General features: G+C 73.4%; 16 protein-coding genes. 4 read left to right on the forward strand and 12 right to left on the reverse strand.

Annotated elements, in window-relative coordinates:
• Window positions 1–17 precede the first annotated feature (17 nt).
• Both HP550_RS15640 and HP550_RS15645 read left to right on the forward strand, forming a co-directional pair.
• Entirely contained in the window at window positions 18–635 is a 618-nt protein-coding gene (locus HP550_RS15640; RefSeq protein ID WP_175348605.1) for a mycothiol-dependent nitroreductase Rv2466c family protein, read from the forward strand.
• A 121-nt stretch (window positions 636–756) separates the two neighbouring features.
• Window positions 757–1,290 (forward strand): hypothetical protein, encoded by a 534-nt coding sequence (locus HP550_RS15645; protein ID WP_175348606.1) that lies wholly within the window; start codon window positions 757–759, stop codon window positions 1,288–1,290.
• A 22-nt stretch (window positions 1,291–1,312) separates the two neighbouring features.
• Here the strand turns inward: HP550_RS15645 and HP550_RS15650 are convergent, their stop codons facing one another.
• Window positions 1,313–3,301: a M13 family metallopeptidase gene (locus HP550_RS15650; RefSeq protein WP_175348607.1), complete on the reverse strand. Its 1,989-nt coding sequence runs from the start codon at window positions 3,299–3,301 to the stop codon at window positions 1,313–1,315.
• A gap of 90 nt (window positions 3,302–3,391) precedes the next feature.
• On the opposite strand from HP550_RS15650, the gene HP550_RS15655 reads away from it, so the two are divergent.
• Entirely contained in the window at window positions 3,392–3,841 is a 450-nt protein-coding gene (locus HP550_RS15655) for a ribose-5-phosphate isomerase (RefSeq protein WP_175348608.1), read from the forward strand.
• Between the two features lies 1 nt (window position 3,842).
• Here HP550_RS15655 and HP550_RS15660 read toward each other — a convergent pair whose 3' ends face one another.
• Entirely contained in the window at window positions 3,843–5,111 is a 1,269-nt protein-coding gene (locus tag HP550_RS15660; RefSeq protein WP_175348609.1) for a GNAT family N-acetyltransferase, read from the reverse strand.
• Window positions 5,112–5,198: 87 nt separating this feature from the next.
• On the opposite strand from HP550_RS15660, the gene HP550_RS23095 reads away from it, so the two are divergent.
• Window positions 5,199–6,290: a SpoIIE family protein phosphatase gene (locus tag HP550_RS23095; protein WP_175348610.1), complete on the forward strand. Its 1,092-nt coding sequence runs from the start codon at window positions 5,199–5,201 to the stop codon at window positions 6,288–6,290.
• A gap of 6 nt (window positions 6,291–6,296) precedes the next feature.
• Here the strand turns inward: HP550_RS23095 and HP550_RS15670 are convergent, their stop codons facing one another.
• The 10 genes from HP550_RS15670 to epsC all read right to left on the reverse strand — a co-directional run bounded on the left by HP550_RS15670 (window position 6,297) and on the right by epsC (window position 17,493).
• Complete coding sequence (locus HP550_RS15670; RefSeq protein WP_175348611.1) at window positions 6,297–8,213, reverse strand: acyltransferase family protein; 1,917 nt, start codon at window positions 8,211–8,213, stop codon at window positions 6,297–6,299.
• A 106-nt stretch (window positions 8,214–8,319) separates the two neighbouring features.
• Window positions 8,320–8,649: an MGMT family protein gene (locus tag HP550_RS15675; RefSeq protein ID WP_175348612.1), complete on the reverse strand. Its 330-nt coding sequence runs from the start codon at window positions 8,647–8,649 to the stop codon at window positions 8,320–8,322.
• A gap of 10 nt (window positions 8,650–8,659) precedes the next feature.
• Complete coding sequence (locus HP550_RS15680; RefSeq protein WP_175348613.1) at window positions 8,660–9,151, reverse strand: CoA-binding protein; 492 nt, start codon at window positions 9,149–9,151, stop codon at window positions 8,660–8,662.
• The gene (locus HP550_RS15685) at window positions 9,148–10,479 is read right to left on the reverse strand and encodes an O-acetylhomoserine aminocarboxypropyltransferase/cysteine synthase family protein (protein WP_175348614.1); all 1,332 of its coding nucleotides are present in this window, start codon (window positions 10,477–10,479) and stop codon (window positions 9,148–9,150) included. The genes HP550_RS15680 and HP550_RS15685 overlap by 4 nt, the downstream gene beginning before the upstream one ends.
• Window positions 10,476–12,539, reverse strand: coding sequence for an acetate--CoA ligase (gene acs, locus HP550_RS15690; RefSeq protein WP_175348615.1), 2,064 nt, complete (start codon window positions 12,537–12,539; stop codon window positions 10,476–10,478). The genes HP550_RS15685 and acs overlap by 4 nt, the downstream gene beginning before the upstream one ends.
• Window positions 12,530–13,402 (reverse strand): ABC transporter permease, encoded by an 873-nt coding sequence (locus tag HP550_RS15695; protein WP_175348616.1) that lies wholly within the window; start codon window positions 13,400–13,402, stop codon window positions 12,530–12,532. The genes acs and HP550_RS15695 overlap by 10 nt, the downstream gene beginning before the upstream one ends.
• Window positions 13,403–13,460: 58 nt before the next feature.
• Window positions 13,461–14,516, reverse strand: a complete 1,056-nt coding sequence (locus HP550_RS15700) for an aliphatic sulfonate ABC transporter substrate-binding protein (RefSeq protein ID WP_175348617.1) — start codon at window positions 14,514–14,516, stop codon at window positions 13,461–13,463.
• Window positions 14,517–14,568: 52 nt separating this feature from the next.
• The gene (locus tag HP550_RS15705; protein ID WP_175348618.1) at window positions 14,569–15,399 is read right to left on the reverse strand and encodes an ABC transporter ATP-binding protein; all 831 of its coding nucleotides are present in this window, start codon (window positions 15,397–15,399) and stop codon (window positions 14,569–14,571) included.
• Between the two features lie 374 nt (window positions 15,400–15,773).
• Entirely contained in the window at window positions 15,774–16,826 is a 1,053-nt protein-coding gene (locus HP550_RS15710; RefSeq protein ID WP_175348619.1) for an LLM class F420-dependent oxidoreductase, read from the reverse strand.
• Between the two features lie 82 nt (window positions 16,827–16,908).
• Complete coding sequence (gene epsC, locus HP550_RS15715; protein WP_175348620.1) at window positions 16,909–17,493, reverse strand: serine O-acetyltransferase EpsC; 585 nt, start codon at window positions 17,491–17,493, stop codon at window positions 16,909–16,911.
• Window positions 17,494–17,521: the final 28 nt, after the last annotated feature.

Consider the following 17,521-nt stretch of genomic DNA (forward strand, 5'->3'; position numbering starts at 1 on the left):
CACCCCGGAGGACACCTGTGACGAGCACGCCCACCGCACGACCCGTCGTCGACTTCTGGTTCGACCCCGCGTGCCCCTGGGCCTGGATGACGTCACGCTGGATGGACGAGGTGAGCGCGATCCGCGACGTCGACGTCCGCTGGCACGTGATGAGCCTGTCGGTGCTCAACGAGAAGCGCGAGCTCCCCGACTCCTACCGGGAGCTCATGGACGACTCGTGGGGTCCCGTGCGCGTGATCGTCGCCGCGGCGCGCGACCATGGCGACCAGGTGATCAAGCCGCTCTACGACGCCATGGGCACCCGTCGCCACCCGAGCGGACGGCGCGACACGTCGGCGATCATCGCCGAGTCGCTGGCCGAGGTCGGCCTGCCCGCCGAGCTGGCCGACGTGGCCGGCACGGAGGACGTCGACGCCCTCCTGCGCGAGTCGCACGGCGAGGGGATCACCCTGGTCGGCGACGACGTCGGCACCCCCGTCGTGGCGATCGACGGTGTCGGGTTCTTCGGTCCCGTCATCACGCCCGCGCCCACCGGCGAGGCCGCCGGTCGGCTCTTCGACGGGCTCGCCCTGATGACCAGCGTGCCGGGCTTCTACGAGCTCAAGCGCTCGCGGACGGCGGGACCCTCGTTCTGACGGTGCGGCAGGCCGTGCGGCCGGTGCGATTGGCTTGCCCGGTTCGTCCCGTGTGATCCTGGTCGTCGGCCCCGCCCGCAACCGGGCACGGGCCGCGACCGCACGGGAGGAACGCAGCGGCATGGCCACGGCACGCAACGTCCGGCTCCTCGTCATCGTCGACGTGGTGCTCGTCGTCCTCGTGATCGTGCTGGCGATCGTGTTCTTCAGCGGCGGGGACCAGGGCGGCGACGCCTCCGACGACGGGTCCACCGGCGGCGCGACCGCGTCGAGCACGCCGTCGGGCAGCTCGTCGGCTACCTCCACCGAGCCGCTCGCGTTCGCGTCCCCGACCGGCAACATCGCGTGCACCATGTCCGTCGACGGCGTCACGTGCACCATCGCCAGCTACACGTACGCACCCCCGGTCGTCGCCGGCTGCACCGAGGTGACCGGTCACGTGCTCGTGCTCAACGCGGACGGCGTCGCGTTCAGCTGCGTGAGCGGCCCGCCGCCCGCCGTCGCCGGGGACGACGTGACGGTGCTGGAGTACGGGTCGTCGACGAGCGTCGGTGACTACACCTGTCGCAGCGCCACGGACGGGGTCCAGTGCGTCGACGCGTCCGGAGCCGGCTTCCAGCTGGCGCGTGCCAGCTGGTCCGAGCTGCCCGCCTGACGACGGGCAGCCCGGACGAGCGTCACCAGATGCGGACGCGGTCCTCAGGGGCCAGGTACAGCGCGTCGCCCGGCTGCACGTCGTAGGCCGCGTAGAACTCGTCCACGTTGCGCACCACGCCGTTGCAGCGGAACTCGTTCGGCGAGTGCGGGTCCGTCGCGATCCGGCGGATCATCTCCTCGTCGCGACCCTTGGACTGCCACACCTGCGCCCAGCCGAGCAGCACGCGCTGCACGCCGGTCAGCCCGTCGATCACGGGCGCGTCGTCCAACGAGGTCCCGAGCGCGATGCGGTACGCCGTGAACGCGATCGAGAGGCCGCCCAGGTCGCCGATGTTCTCGCCGATGGTCAGCTCGCCGTTGACGTGGTGCGAGCCGCCCAGCTGCACGGGGGAGAACTCGTTGTACTGGTCGATCAGCGCCTTGGTGCGCGTCTCGAACTCGGCGCGGTCGTCGGCCGTCCACCAGTCCTCGAGGCGCCCGTCGCCGTCGTACTTGGACCCCTGGTCGTCGAAGCCGTGGCCGATCTCGTGGCCGATCACGGCGCCGATCCCGCCGTAGTTGACCGCGTCGTCGGCGTCGGCGTCGAAGAACGGCGGCTGGAGGATCGCGGCCGGGAAGACGATCTCGTTCATGCCGGGGTTGTAGTACGCGTTCACCGTCTGCGGGGTCATGAACCACTCGTCGCGGTCGATCGGCTTCCCGATCTTGCCCAGCTCCCGGTCCTGCTCGAACGCGTACGCGCGGCGCACGTTGCCCAGCAGGTCGTCGGGGGCGACCTCGAGCGAGGAGTAGTCGCGCCACTGCGCGGGGTAGCCGATCTTCGGCGTGAACGCGTCCAGCTTGGCCAGCGCCTTGGCGCGCGTCTCCTCGCCCATCCAGTCCAGCTGCGAGATCGACTCGCGGTAGGCGGCGACGAGGTTGGCGACGAGCCCCTCCATCCGCGCCTTGTGCGCGGGCGGGAAGTGCCGGTCGACGTACACCTTGCCGACAGCCTCGCCGAGCACGCCCTGCACCAGCGACACCCCGCGCTTCCAGCGGTCGCGCAGCTCCTGCGCGCCGGTCAGGGTGCGGCCGTAGAAGTCGAAGTTGGCCTCGACCAGGTCGTCGGACAGGTAGGGCGCGCGGCCGGAGACGACGTGGAACGTGAGCCACGCCTTCCAGTCCTCGAGCGGCTCGCTGACCCACAGGGCGGCGAACGCCTCGGCGAACGACGGCTCGCGCACCACCAGCTGCTCGAAGGCGCCGGCCGGGGCGCCGAGCGCGATCACCCACGAGCGCCAGTCGAAGCCCGGCGCGCGCTCGGCCAGCTCGGTCAGGGTCAGGGCGTTGTACGTCAGGTCGGCGTCGCGGTCCTTGACCACGTCCCAGTGCCCGGCGGCCAGCTTGGTCTCCAGGGCCACGATCCGGCCGGCGAGGTCGTCGGCCTGGGCCTCGTCCGCGGCGGCACCGCCGAGCGTCAGCATGCGGGCGACGTGCGGGCGGTACGCCGCGAGCACGGCCGCGTACTGCTCGTCGCGGTAGTAGGCCTCGTCGGGCAGGCCCAGGCCGCTCTGCACCAGGTGCACGGCGTACTTCGTCGGCTCCTTGGCGTCGTTGTCGACGTAGAACTGCACCGCGCCGCCGGCGCCCGTGCGCTGGAGGGCGCCCAGCGCACCCGTCAGCTCCGCCTGCGTCGTGGCGGCCTCCACCAGGGCGAGGTCGGTGCGCAGCGGGGCGGTGCCCGCGGCCGCGACGGCGTCGGTGTCCATGAAGGACGCGTACACGGCGCCCACCTTGGCCTCGACGGAGTCGGCTGCGCCCCCCGCGGCAGCCGCGGCGCCGGCGTCCGCGATGATGTCGCGCACCTGCTCCTCGGCCTGGTCGTGCAGGGCGCGGAACGAGCCGTCCATGGCCCGGTCGGCGGGGATCTCATGGCTGGCGAGCCAGCGTCCGTTCACGTGGGCGTAGAGGTCGTCCTGGGGACGGACGTCGGGGTCGAGGGCGGTGAGGTCGATGCCACTGCGCGTCATGGGCACAGCCTACGGACGGGTTGCCGGACGACGAGATCGGTTACGCCGAGGGCGGACCGGGACCTGGGCACGGTGCGGCAGGATGGGCCCATGCGTATCCATGTCGCCTCCGACCACGCCGGCTACGAGCTCAAGGTCGCGCTCGTCGAGCACCTGCGCGCTGCCGGTCACGACGTCGTCGACCACGGCGCCGACACGTACGACGCCCTCGACGACTACCCGCCGTTCTGCTTCGCGGCGGGGGAGGCCGTGGTCGCCGAGCCGGGCAGCCTGGGGGTCGTCATCGGCGGTTCGGGCAACGGTGAGCAGATCGCCGCGAACAAGGTGACCGGCGTGCGCGCCGCCCTCGCCTGGAACCTGGCCACCGCGCAGCTGGGGCGCCAGCACAACGACGCGAACGTCGTCGCCGTCGGCGCCCGTCAGCACTCCGTCGACGAGGCGCTCGCGCTGGTGGACGCGTTCGTGGCCGAGCCGTTCAGCCACGACCCGCGCCACCAGCGCCGGATCGACCTCCTCGCGGACTACGAGGCCGCTCGCTAGCTCACCAGACGTAGTTGCACATCGGCGCGACGGGCCACAGGAACGCGGCCGCCGCCGTCTGGAGCGTGCCGGGCGTCCGCTCGGTCACCAGCCCCGCGCGGGCCTGGGCTGCGAACGACCGACCGCCGAGGTAGGCGGCACCGAGCTCGCGCACGTCGAGCACCAGGTCGGCGTCGTCCTGCGTCCGGGTCACCTCGGCCGGGTACGCCCCGTCGTCCTGGCGGGCACCCGTGGTCAGGCGCCAGCGGCCGGCGTTGGCGGTCAGCCGTGCGTCGGTGACCTCGAGGACCACGTCGACAGGTGCGGAGTACCGACGTCCGGCAAGCGCGACCGGGAGGTCGAGCAGACGGACCCACAGGTTGTCGTTGACCTTGGGCACCACGGCGCGCGGGTTCTCCAGCAGGAGGAGCAGCGGGTCGTCGACGGGGAGCAGCGGTCCCTCGACGGTCGCGGTGAGGTCGAGGTCGAGCAGGAACGACCACAGGCGGTGCGTCGCGGCCGCGTCGAGCGCGACGGCTTCGCGGACCTTGACGACCCCCGCCGGGCCGCCCTCCGCCCAGTTCTCCTTGCGGCGGAACAGGGCGAAGGCCCGCGCGTTCCCGGAGGCGTCGCGGACGGTCGCGATGCGCAGCGGCTCGGCGCCCTCGCGCCAGGCGGGCGGGTCGACCAGCATCCGAGTCCGCCACACCTCGGTGTCGCGGGTGATCCAGCCGGGCCGTCCGGCGCCCGCGGCGCGGTGGACCTCGTCGACGACCGCGCTGTGCGCGGCGACGTCGGCGGTCGCGAGCGTCACGGTCAGCTCCTCGGAGCCGGGGACGTCCCGGAGGGCGGCGCCGCGCGCGATCTTGACGCGGACGTCGTCGGCGGCCGAGCCGTAGCCGTACCGCCCGTAGATCGCGTGCTCCGCGGCGAACAGCGCGGAGACGGGCTCGCCGCGGTCCAGCGACCGGGCGAAGTGGGAGTCGATCATCGCGGTGAGCAGCCCGCGACGACGCTGGTCCGGACGGGCGCCCACCCAGGTCAGGCCCGAGCACGCGATCGACGTCCCGGGCACGGGCAGGTCGTGCGGGTACGAGGCGTGCACGGCGGCGAGGCCCCCGGCGGGATCCTCGACGGCCTGCGCGCGGTCCCACGTGAAGGTGATCGGGACGATCGCGTCCGTCTCCGGGGTGGAGTCGAACGCGAACGCGAGGCGGTCCACCTCGAGGAACTCGCGCATGCGGTCCTCGGGCACGTCGACGAGGCGGTATCCGGCGGGAAGCGGGTTCATGCCACCCATCGTCCGGTACCGCACGCCCCGGGAACACTCATTTCCGGGCGCGGCACTCCGGCAGTGACCTGCGGATACGCTCACCGGGTGCGGGGGACGCGGCAGGCGCCGAGACAGGGGCTCTACTCGCGCGCCTCGCTCGCTGCACGCCGCTGGAGCGGCCGCTCGCAGGTGGTCCTCGTGGCCGTGCTCGTGCTCTGCGCGGCCCTGCTCGTGGTGGGCATCCTGGAGCAGCCGGAGTGGTTCCCCCCGTCCGCGTTCCTGCTCCTGATCGTGGTGGCCGTGTTCCTGCTGCGGCTGCGCCAGCTCGCGGTGCTCGGCGCGGTCGTGATGGCGTGCACCTGGGGCCTGTGGGTGTGGGGCGCGCCGACGCTGATCCCGGGTGTCCTCGTGGTGGTCACGATCGCCGTGATCGCCAGTATCGCGTTCGCCCGCGGGCGGGAGCGGCTCGGCCTCCAGGGCGCTCCCGGCGACCTCATGCTGGTCGACCTGCGCGACCGCCTGGCAGCCCACGGGCGCGTCCCCCCGCTGCCCGCGGGTTGGCGCGTGGACAGCGAGATCCGCTCTGCGCACGCCGACGGGTTCTCCGGGGACTTCATGGTGGCGGGCACGCGGTCGGGCGGAGCCACCCTCGAGATCGTGCTGGTCGACGTCTCGGGCAAGGGGCTGGACGCCGGTGTCCGGTCGCTCCAGCTCTCGGGGGCGTTCGGCGGCCTGCTCGGTGCGCTGCCGCGCGACGAGTTCCTCGGCGCCGCCAACCAGTACCTGCTCGACCAGGCGTGGGACGAGGGGTTCGCCACGGCCATCCACGTGGCGTTCGACCTGCCCAGCGGTGACTTCTGGGTGTGCTCGGCGGGCCACCCGCCCGCCGTCCAGCTGCATGCCGGGTCGGGACGGCTCGACCTGCTCGACACGATCGGGAGCCCCGCGCTCGGCGTGATCCCCGACTTCCGGTGCGCGGCGCGGGCCGGCCGGCTGGAGCACGGTGACGTCCTCATGCTCTACACCGACGGGGTGGTCGAGGTGCGCGGCGGTGACCTCGACCAGGGAATCGACCGGCTGATGGGGGTGGCCGACCGCGTCCTGAGTCCCGGCCGCGGATCGGCCGCGGCGGTGCTGGCGGGTGTCCACGCCGCCGACGACGACGACCGCGCCGTGGTCCTGGTCCGCCGCGCCTGACCGGGGTCAGGGCTGGATCGCCTGCGCCAGCCAGTCGGCGTAGCCCGCGCGGCCCCCGTCCGGTCGCAGGTGGATGTCGTCGCCGTACAGCCAGCCGCGGTTCGCCGTCGCCAGCGAGTCCCAGTCGAGGACGCGGACGTTCGGGTACTCCGGCGCGACGCGGGCGAAGAGCTCGTTGTCGAACGCCGCCCACGTGCGGGGGACGTGCACGTTCACCAGGAACACCCGCCGGTCCGTCGTGAGGTCGAGCAACGAGCGCAGGGTCGCCTCGTCGATCGGCCCGTTGGTCCCGCCGTGCACGATCACCGTGTGGCCCAGGGTGCCGGCGGCCGCGGCGGCCCGGACCAGGTCGACCATGACGGCGAACTGCCGCGACACCTCGGCGTCCGCGGCGATGCCCCGGGCGGCCAGCTCCTCCGCGGCGCCCAGCATCACGGAGTCGCCGAAGCCGGAGGCGGCTCCGACGGTCTCGACCGGTGGGGGAGGGACCGCGGGCGCGACCGGTGTGGTGGTGCTCGGCGTCGGGACCGGGGTGACCGTCGTGCGGGGCGTCGACGACGCCGGTGGGGTGGAGGTGGCTGCGGGCGCCGCGACGGGCTGCCACCGGGTGGTCGGGGGTACCTGCGCGAGCGCGGCGGTGGCGACCCCGCCGACGACCACCATCCCGACCCCGGCCGCGACCACCCGGAGCACCGCACGGGGGCGGTCCGCGCCGGCGTCCCGCACCCGGGCGGCGACCCGGCCGACCGCGCCCCGCCGGACCGGCAGCTCGACGAGCCGGTAGGACAGCTCGGCGATCGCCAGCACGACGGCGAGGCGCAGCGGTGTCGCGAGCCAAGGCGAGACGGCGATGTCGACGCCCGGCCGCGTGAGCATGAAGACCGGCCAGTGCCACAGGTAGATCCCGTAGGACCGCTCACCGAGCCAGCGCCACGGCTGCCGGGCGAGGGCTCGCCCGAGCAGTCCCGCCGGGTCCGCCACCGCGCCGACCAGCACCGCCGCCAGCACGGAGAACGCGAGGAACCCACCGCGGTAGAGGGCGTTGCTGAACTCGTCCACCCAGACGAACGCCGCGAGGATGCCGAGCAGCGCCGTGCCGCCCAGCACGTCGGTGACACCGGCCTCGAACCTCCGCACGGCGCTGCCGCGCTCGCGCAGCCACGGCCCGGCGTGCTGCCACGTCCGCCACGGCGTCCAGACCGCCGCCATCGCGGCTCCCACCAGCAGCCCCATGGAGTGGGTGTCGGTGCCGAAGTACGCGCGGCTCGGGTCGTTCGGGACGGGCGAGGACGTGCGGACGGCGACGACGACCATCGCGGCGGTGGACAGCAGGGCCAGGACGGCGGCCAGCTGCCCGACCCGGGCGCGGCCCGCCCGCACCGCGAGCAGCGCGACCAGCGGGAAGACCAGGTAGAACTGCTCCTCGATGGCCAGTGACCACAGGTGCTGGAGCAGCGGGGGCCGGCTGACCAGCTCGAAGTACGACCGGTCCGCCACCACCTGCCACCAGTTCGACACGTACCCGGCGGCCGCGAGGATGTCGCCGCGCAGCTCGCGCGCCTCGCTGGGCATCGCCACCGCGACGCCCGCCATCGCGACCAGCAGGAGACCGAGAGCGGGCAGCAGGCGCCGGGCGCGCCGGGCGTAGAACCGCCGGAACGAGAACCGCCCGGTCTGCTCCACCTCGTCGAGGACCAGCGTCGTGATGAGGAACCCGGACAGGACGAAGAACACGTCCACGCCCAGGAACCCGCCGCGCATCCACGGCGCGCCGAGGTGGTACACGACCACGCCGGCGACGGCGATCGCGCGGATCCCGTCCAGGCCGCCCAGGTGGGGAAGGCGCGTGAACGGCACCACGGCGGTCACCCGGGGTGTGGTGCGCGTCCCGACGAGCGCGGAGCGCTGGACGGTGACGGTCATGGATCTCCCGGGTCGAGGCGGTGCGCGGTCGACGCGCCGGCGCCTCCCGTGCGGCCAGGCTAGGTCGGCGGGCACGGCGGGCAGCCGAGGACACGCGGGAGGCGGGTCAGTCGTCGGGGAACCAGATCGCGCGGCGCAGTGCGACGCGGGTGCCGTCCGCGCTCAGCGGGGTGTCCTCGTCGCGCAGCAGCGCCAGCGCGCGCGTGGCGTGCCGGGCCGGCGGGCTGCCCGCGGCGTTGACCACCCGCCACCAGGGCACCCCCGAGCCGGCATGGCTCATGACCTGGCCGACCTGCCGCGGCCCCCCGCGGCGGACCCCGTCGCGCGCCTCCAGCAGGTCGCCGACCACCTCGGCGATCGTCCCGTAGGTCATCGCGCGACCCGCGGGGATCGCCGCCACGAGGTCGAGGACGGCCTCCGCGTAGTCGTCGTCCATCGCGGGCGGCTCAGCCCAGCGCGCGCTTGGAGCTGATCACGCCGGTGTCGAAGCCGGCCAGGTGCAGCCCACCGTGGAACCGCGCGTGCTCGATCTTCACGCACCGGTCCATGACGACCGTCAGCCCCGCGGCCTCACCGCGCCGGGCGACGTCCTCGTGCCACGAGCCGAGCTGGAGCCACAGCGCCTTGGCGCCGACGGCGATCGTCTCGTCGAGCACGGTGGGCAGGTCGTCGTGGCGGCGGAACACGTCCACCAGGTCGGGCACGACCGGCAGCGACTCGAGCGACGGGTACACCGGTCGGCCGAGGATCTCGTCGGCGCGCGGGTTGACGAAGTACACGTCGTACGGGGAACTGGACAACAGGTAGGTGGCCACGAAGAAGCTCGCGCGGGCCGGGTTGTTCGACGCCCCGACGATCGCGATGGACTTCGTGGAGTGCAGGAGCGCGAGGCGCTCGGGGGCGCTCGGTCCCAGCCAGGTGCGCGTGCCGGTGCTCATGCCGCCACCCCCGTCCGGGTGCGTCCGGTGGCAGCCGTGAGGGCCTGGTCGAGGTCCCAGAGGATGTCCTCGCCGTCCTCGAGCCCCACGCTGATCCGCACCAGGTCCGCGGGCACGCCCGCCGCCGCCAGCTGCTCGGCGTTCAGCTGCTGGTGGGTGGTGGACCCGGGGTGGATGACCAGGGTGCGGGCGTCGCCCACGTTGGCCAGGTGGCTGGCCAGCTGCAGGCTCTCGATGAACGCGCGGCCGATGGTGCGGCCGTCCTTGTCGTCGGTGGCCCGCAGCCCGAACGCGAACACGGCGCCGGGGCCGAGCGGCAGGTAGTGGTTGGCGCGCTCGTGGTGCGGGTGGCTGGGCAGGCCGGCCCAGTTGACGTACGAGACGCGGGGGTCGGCCTCGAGCCACTCGGCGACCAGCCGGGTGTTCACGAGGTGCGCGTCCAGCCGCTGGGGGAGCGTCTCCACGCCCTGCAGCAGGTTGAACGCGGACTGCGGCGAGAGGGCAGGGCCGATGTCGCGCAGCTGCTCCGAGCGGAGCTTGGTGAGGAACCCGTACTCGCCGAAGTTCTCCCACCAGCGCACCCCGCCGTAGGACGCGACGGGCTCGGTCATCTGCGGGAACCGGCCGGAGCCCCAGTCGAACCGCCCCGACTCGACGACGATCCCGCCGAGCGTGGTGCCGTGGCCGCCGAGGAACTTGGTCACCGAGTGGATGACGATGTCGGCGCCGTGCTCGATCGGGCGGACCAGGTAGGGCGTGGCCAGCGTGGCGTCGACGACGAACGGGATCCCGGCGGCGTGCGCGACCTCGGCCAGCCCGGCCAGGTCGGCGATCTCGCCGGACGGGTTGGCGATGACCTCGGCGTACAGCACCTTGGTCTCGGGCCGGATGGCCGCGGCGTAGTCGGCGGGGTCGGTGCCGGGCACGAACGTGGTGTCGACCCCGAACCGGCGCAGCGTCACGTCGAGCGCGGTGACCGTGCCGCCGTACAGCTGCGACGAGGCGACGATGTGGTCCCCGGCGCCGACGAGCGCGGCGAAGGTGATGAACTCCGCGGACATGCCCGACGCCGTGGCGACCGCACCGATCCCGCCCTCGAGCGAGGCGATCCGCTCCTCGAGCGCGGCGACCGTCGGGTTCCCGATCCGGGAGTAGATGTTCCCGTACTTCTGGAGCGCGAAGAGGTTGGCGGCGTCGGCGGTGTCCTGGAACACGAACGACGTCGTCTGGTAGATCGGCACGGCCCGCGCACCGGTGGTCGCGTCGGGGATCCCGCCGGCGTGCAGCGCCCGCGTGCGGAAGCCGAAGCGGTGGTCGGGGCTGGTCATGCGGTCTCCTCGGAGGCGCTGGTGCGGGCGGCTGGCAGCACGGTACGCCGTGCGGTGAGTGCGGCGATCTCGTCGACCGCCCAGGGGTTCTGCAGCGAGGTGACGTCGCCCAGCGCGCTGCCGTCGAGGATCTGCGCCAGCAGCCGGCGCATGATCTTGCCCGACCGCGTCTTGGGCAGGTCCGGCACCAGGAGCACGTGCTTGGGCTTGGCGACGGGCCCGATCTCGTGAGCCACCTGCGCGCGCAGCTCCTCGCGCAGCTCCTCCGTCGCGGCGAGCCAGGCGTCGAGGTCGTCGACAGGTCCCGGTGCCGACGAGGGCACGACGAACGCGGCCACGGCCTGCCCGGTGACGTCGTCGTGCACGCCCGCGACCCCGGCCTCGCCCACCGCGGGATGGGCGACGAGCGCGGACTCGATCTCGATGGTCGAGAGGCGGTGCCCGGACACGTTCACCACGTCGTCGAGCCGGCCGAGCAGCCAGATGTACTTGTCGTCGTCGTACGACGCCCCGTCGCCGGCCAGGAAGAACCCGCCGTGCTCGCCGTGCCCGGCGAACCTCCGCCAGTACGCGTCGAGGTAGCGCTGCGGGTCGCCCCAGATCGTGCGGGCCATCCCGGGCCACGGCCGGTCGACGACGAGCAGCCCGCCCTCTCCCGGACCGACCTCGGCGCCGGAGTCGTCCACGACCTTCGCCGAGATGCCCGGCAGCGGACGCGTCGCGGACCCGGGCTTGAGCACCGTGCTGCCCGGCAGCGGCGCGATCATCGCGGCACCCGTCTCGGACTGCCACCACGTGTCGACCACGGGCGCGCGGTCGGCGCCGAACGTGCGGCGGAACCACACCCACGCCTCGGGGTTGATGGCCTCGCCGACCGTGCCCAGCAGCCGGATGCTCGACAGGTCGTGCCCGCCGGGGAGCTCGTCGCCGAACCACGTCATGAACGTCCGGATCAGGGTCGGGGCCGTGTAGTACGTCGTCACGCCGTAGCGCTCGATGATCTCGAGGTGGCGCTCGCGGTGCGGACTGTCTGGCGTGCCCTCGTAGATGACCTGCGTGAGCCCGTTGGCCAGCGGGCCGTAGATCTCGTAGGTGTGCGCGGTGACCCACGCGAGGTCGGCGGTGCACCAGTGGACGTCGTCAGGCTTGGCGTCGAAGTGCGCCCAGTGCGCCCAGGCCGCGTGCGTGAGGTACCCGCCCGACGTGTGCACCAGCCCCTTCGGGCGCCCGGTGGTGCCCGACGTGTAGATGATGAACAGCGGGTGCTCGGCGTCGAAGGCCTGCGCCTCGTGCACGTCCGGGGCGGTGTCGACGACGTCGTGCCACCAGACGTCGCGGCCCTCGGTCCACGCCACGTCCTGGCCGGTGCGCCGGACCACCAGCACGTGCTCGACGTGGTCCAGGCCGGCCACCGCCTCGTCCGCGGCCGACTTCACCTCGACGGCCTGCCCGCGGCGGTACTGCCCGTCGCTGGTGACCAGCAGCTTGGCGCCCGTGTCCTGCACCCGGAACCGCACGGCCTCCGCGGAGAAGCCCCCGAACACCAGGGAGTGCACGGCGCCGATCCGCGCGATCGCGAGCGTGACGATCACCGTCTCCGCCAGCACGGGCAGGTACACCACGACGCGGTCCCCGGGGCCGATGCCGAGGGCGGTCAGCGCGTTGGCCGCCCGGGACACCTCGCGCTGGAGGTCCGCGTACGTGAGCGTGCGCCGGTCGCCGGGCTCGCCCTCGACGTGCAGCGCGACCTTGTCCCCGCGGCCTGCGTCGACGTGCCGGTCCACGCAGTTGACCGCGACGTTGAGCCGCCCGCCGACGAACCACTGCGCCTCCGGGACGGTCAGCCCGCCCTGTCCGTCGTCCACGGGCGGCGACCAGACCAGGGGCGTGTGCCACGGCGTCGCCCAGTCGAGCCGGCGTGCGGCGTCCTCCCAGAACGCGACCGGGTCGGCGTCGGCGCGGTCGAACGCCTCGGGTCCGACGTTGGCGTCGAACGCCGGCGGGGGGTCGTAGGTGCGTGCCTCGGTCTGGAGGGTGGAGATCGTGGAGGTCATGCCCATCTCTTCAGCAGGTACTTCTCGGCCAGCCCGATGAGGCTGTCGGTCAGCTTGCCCAGCAGGGCCAGCGCGACGATCGCGAGGAGGATCCGGTCGACGCGTCCGTTGTTGCCGGAGTCCACCAGCAGGAACCCGAGGCCCATGGACGACGCGATGAGCTCGGCGGCGACGAGGAACAGCCAGGACTGCGCCATCGCGAGCCGCAGCCCCGACACCACCGACGGGAGCACCGCGGGCAGCTGCACGCCGGCGAACAGCCGAGCGCCGCGCAGCCCGTAGGCCCGGCCGACCTCGACCAGGTGCGCGTCGACGTGCCGCAGCGCGGCCGCGACGGTGGTGTAGACCGGGAAGAAGGCACCGATCGCGATGAGCGTGATCTTGGAGTCCTCGCCGATGCCCATCCAGAGGATGAGCAGCGGTACCCACGCGAGCGAGGGGACGGAGCGGATGCCGCCGAGCGTGGGGGCCAGCAGGGCGTCGCCCAGGCGCGAGAGGCCGACCACGGCCGAGAGCACGAGGCCGATCGCGCTGCCGATGGCGAACCCGATGAGCACGCGCTGTGTCGAGATCGCGACGTACTGGCCGAGGAGGCCGCGCTGCGCGAGGTCGACGGCGGCGTCCCACACCGACGCAGGGCTGGGCAGCTGGTAGGGCGCGACGAGGCCGGCGCTGGTGACCCACTGCCAGAGCGCGAGCAGCGCGAGGGGGAGGAGCAGGCCGACGACCGTGCGGGTGCCGCGTCGGTCGAGCGGACCCTTCGACGACGGCCGTCGGGAGCCGTTGTCGAACGGGTTGAACGCGCGGTGCGGGCGACCGTCCTGGTCGAGGATCGGCGTCGACGTGCCGACGACGGGCGGTGCGGACATGTCAGCTCCTGGGGAGGATCCTGCCGCCCCCGAGAGTCCCGGGGGCGGCAGTGTGGGGTCAGGACGGGTCGGCGTTCTCGGCGAACGACGGCTCGAACAGCTCGTCGAGCGCCTTGTCGACGGCGCCCTGGGTGGGGACGTCACCGTTGGCGACGAAGATCGGGCCGACGACCGCGAGCACCTTGCGCTGCGCGTCTCCGGGGACCGGGTCGAGGTCGAGCGTCGTGCGCTTGGTGATGACGGTCTCCGCGACGGCCGGGTCGATGGCGGCGACCTCGGCGAGGATCGAGACGACCTCGTCGGGGTTGGCGATCGCCCAGGCCCGCGCCTTCTCGTACGTGTCGACCACCAGCTGCGCCAGGTCGGGGCTCGTGCCCAGGAACGACTCGGTCGCGTTGAGGAAGCCGTAGGTGTTGAAGTCCACGTTCCGGTAGAGCAGCGTCGAGCCGGCGGTCGCCTCGCTGGCCGCCATCAGCGGGTCCAGCCCGGCCCACGCCGCGACCGAGCCGTTCTCGAGCGCGGCCTTGCCGTCGGCGTGCTGCAGGTTCTGCACCTCGACCTGGTCGAGCGGGACGCCGGCCTCCTCGAGCGACTGCAGCAGGAAGAAGTACGGGTCGGTGCCCTTGGTGGCGGCGACGGACTTGCCGGCCAGCTGGCTGACGTCGGTGATGTCCGAGCCCGCGGGCACCACGATCGCCGCCCACTCCGGCTGGGAGTAGATGTCGATCGTCTTGATCGGCGAGCCGTTCGAGCGGGCCAGCAGCGCGGCGGAGCCGGCCGTCGAGCCCACGTCGACGGCGCCCGCGCGGAGCGCCTCGTTGGCCTTGTTGGACCCGGCGGACTGGATCCAGTTGACCGTGACGTCGTCGCCGAGGGCCTCCTCGAGCCAGCCCTGGTCCTTGATCACCAGGCTCAGCGGGTTGTAGGTCGCGAAGTCGATGTTGAGCACGTCCGCGCTCCACTCGACGAGGGCGTCGGCCGACGCGGTGCTGTCGGGCTCGGGTGCAGCGGCGGGGGTGTCCTCGCCGGCGACGCAGCCGGTGAGCGCCAGGGCGGTCGCGAGGGTGAGTACGGTCGCTGACACTCTGGCGGACACGGCGGTGCGGATGCTCATCGTCTCTCCTGTGTGGGTGACCCGGGGGTGGGTCGGTGGGGGGCGGGGCAGGTCAGATGGAGTGGTGCAGGTCCCGTTCGGCCGGGCCGACGTGGTGCGTCGGGACGCCGAGGCCTTCGAGCAGCTCGGCGCGCAGCTCGGCGAACGTGGGATCGGCCCGGTCCCGGGGGCGGGTGCCGGGCACGGCGATGATGCGAGCGATGCTCGTCTCGTCGCCGTCCGGCGTGCGCAGGAGCACCACGCGGTCGGCCAGGTAGAGGGCCTCCTCCACGTCGTGCGTCACCAGGAGCACGGTGGTCGGCTCGGCGGCGTGCACCTCGAGCAGGAGCTCCTGCATGCGCAGCCGGGTCAGCGCGTCGAGGGCGCCGAACGGCTCGTCCAGCAGCAGGACCCCGGGGTTGCGGGCGAGCGCCCGGGCGAGCGACGCCCGCTGCGCCATGCCGCCGGACACCTGTCGCGGCCGCAGGCCGGCCGACGCGGTGAGACCGACCAGCTCGAGGAGCTCGGCCACGCGACCGGCGCCGTCCGCCCGGGACGTCCCCGCCGGCAGTCCGAGCCTGACGTTCTGGGTGAGCGTGCGCCAGGGCAGCAGACGCGGCTCCTGGAACGCGACGGCCGTCCGGGGGTCGGTCCCGCGGACGGGGGAGCCGTCGATGAGGATGTCACCCGCGTCGGGGGTGTCCAGGCCGCTGACCTGGCGCAGGAGCGTCGACTTGCCGCAGCCGGACGGCCCGACGAGCGCGACGATCTCGCCCGCGGCGAGCTCGAGGTCGACGCCGGCGAGCACTGCGCGCGGTCCGGTGGGCGTGGCGAACGTGCGGCGGACGTCGCGCAGGGTCACCGGGTGGGCGACGTGCGCGGCGGCAGTCGTGGTCAGGGACATGGGGGGGTCCTGGGGATCGGGCGCGGCCGATCGGGACGGGCTGGGGGGCCGGTCTGCCGCGCGAGGGGCGGGCACCGGCGGTCCCTCGGTCAGGCCGAGGGGGAGACGCGGGGAGGCGTCAGGAGCCGGTGCGGTGCTGAGAACAGCACGCGGACCGACAACACATCAGGAGGGACGGACGAGCGGTCATGGCGGTCCGTTCCTTCCTCGTGACGATTCTGGAGTGGGAAGATCCGGATTTCTCAGATGCTGAGATCGCGTATCCACCACGTGAGCGCGAGAGTAGCGCTTCCCGACGACTGTCGGCAACGGCCGTCCACGGACGCGCGACCGCCCGCGGCGCCGAGGGGCGTCGCGGGCGGTCTCCGGGCGGCTCAGGCGGTCGGGCGCAGGGCCTCCGCGATCGCCGGCAGGGTGCGCGGGTCCGCCTGCACGAGCATCGTCGTGATCGCGGTGCTCTCCCAGGCGGGCAGCTGCGCGCGGATGTCGTCGACGGTGCCCACCAGCGCGATGTCCTGCACCAGCTCGAGCGGCACGGCGGCGGTCGCGCGTGCGCGGTCACCGGCCAGGTAGTGCGCCTGGATCTCGTCGCACGCCTCGGTGTACCCGAGCCGGTCCAGCACCGCGCGGTGGAAGTTGGCGCCCTTGGCGCCCATGCCGCCGGCGTAGAGCGCGATGAACGGGCGGACGCTGTCCGCGGCGGACTCGACGTCGGTGCCGATCACCACCGGCACGGTCGCGACGACCTCGAACGCGTCCACTGTGTCGATCGCGCGTCGCTCCGGCGCGCGCTGCGCGAAGCCCTCGCTCAGCAGCGCCCGGTACTCGCCGTCCATCCGCGGCGAGTAGAAGAGCGGCAGCCAGCCGTCGGCGATCTCCGCCGACATCGCGATGTTCCTCGGCCCCTCGGCCGCCAGGTGGATCGGCAGGTCGGCGCGAAGCGGGTGCACCGTCGAGCGGAGGGCCTTGCCCAGGCCGGAGCCCTCGTCGGGACCCAGCGGGAGCCGGTAGAACTGGCCGTCGAACGTCACGGGCGCCTTGCGCGCGAGCACCTGCCGGACGATCGACACGTACTCGCGGGTGCGGGCGAGGGGGCGCGGGTACGGCTGCCCGTACCAGCCCTCCACCACCTGCGGCCCGGAGGCGCCGAGCCCCAGCACGAACCGGCCGCCGGACAGGTGGTCGAGCGTGAGGGCGGCCATCGCGGCCGCCGTGGGGGTGCGCGCGGAGATCTGGGCGATCGCGGTGCCGAGCCGGATGCGCGAGGTGCGCGAGCCCCACCACGCCAGCGGGGTGAGCGCGTCGGAGCCGTAGGCCTCGGCCGTCCACACCGAGTCGAACCCGAGCTGCTCGGCGCCGAGGACCGCCTCCTGCGCACCGGGCGGGGGACCCGCCGACCAGTAGCCCGTGTGGTAGCCCAGCCGCATCGTCAGTCCTCCCGGTCTGGCGTCGCCGTCGACGCCCGCGCCAGGCTACCTGCTACCCCGGGTATCACCGAGGGGGAGGGTCTCAGATGTAGATCGCCGGGTCGTCGATCTCGACGTCGAACGGGGCGGCCACCGGGCGCAGCCGGATCGTCGCCGGCACTCCGACGGCGATCGCCCCCGCGGGGACGTCGTGGATGACGACGGCGTTGGCGCCGATCTGCGCACCGTCGCCGATCCACACCGGTCCGAGGATCTTGGCGCCGGCCCCGACTACCACGTTGTCGCCGACCGTCGGGTGCCGCTTGCCGTGCCGCATCGACTTGCCGCCGAGCGTGGAGCCGTGGAACAGGACGACGTCGTCACCCACCTCGGCGGTCTCGCCGATCACGACGCCCATCCCGTGGTCGATGAACAGCCGCCGGCCGAGGCGCGCGCCGGGATGGATCTCGATGCCGGTGGCCGCCCGCGCGAGCTGGGAGATCAGTCGCGCGGGCAGCCGCAGGCCGGGCTGGTGCCACATCCTGTGCGCCAGCCGGTACACCCACACCGCGTGCACGCCCGGGTACCCCAGGGCGACCTCGGCGAGGGACCGGGCCGCGGGGTCGCGGTGCCGGGCAGCCTCGAGGTCTTCCCTCAGGGTGGCCAGGAAGTGCAGGTGGTCGGACACGGTGCCTTCGTCCTGTCGGTGGGGTGCG

This window comes from Cellulomonas humilata, assembly GCF_013359775.1.
Lineage (GTDB): Bacteria > Actinomycetota > Actinomycetes > Actinomycetales > Cellulomonadaceae > Cellulomonas > Cellulomonas humilata.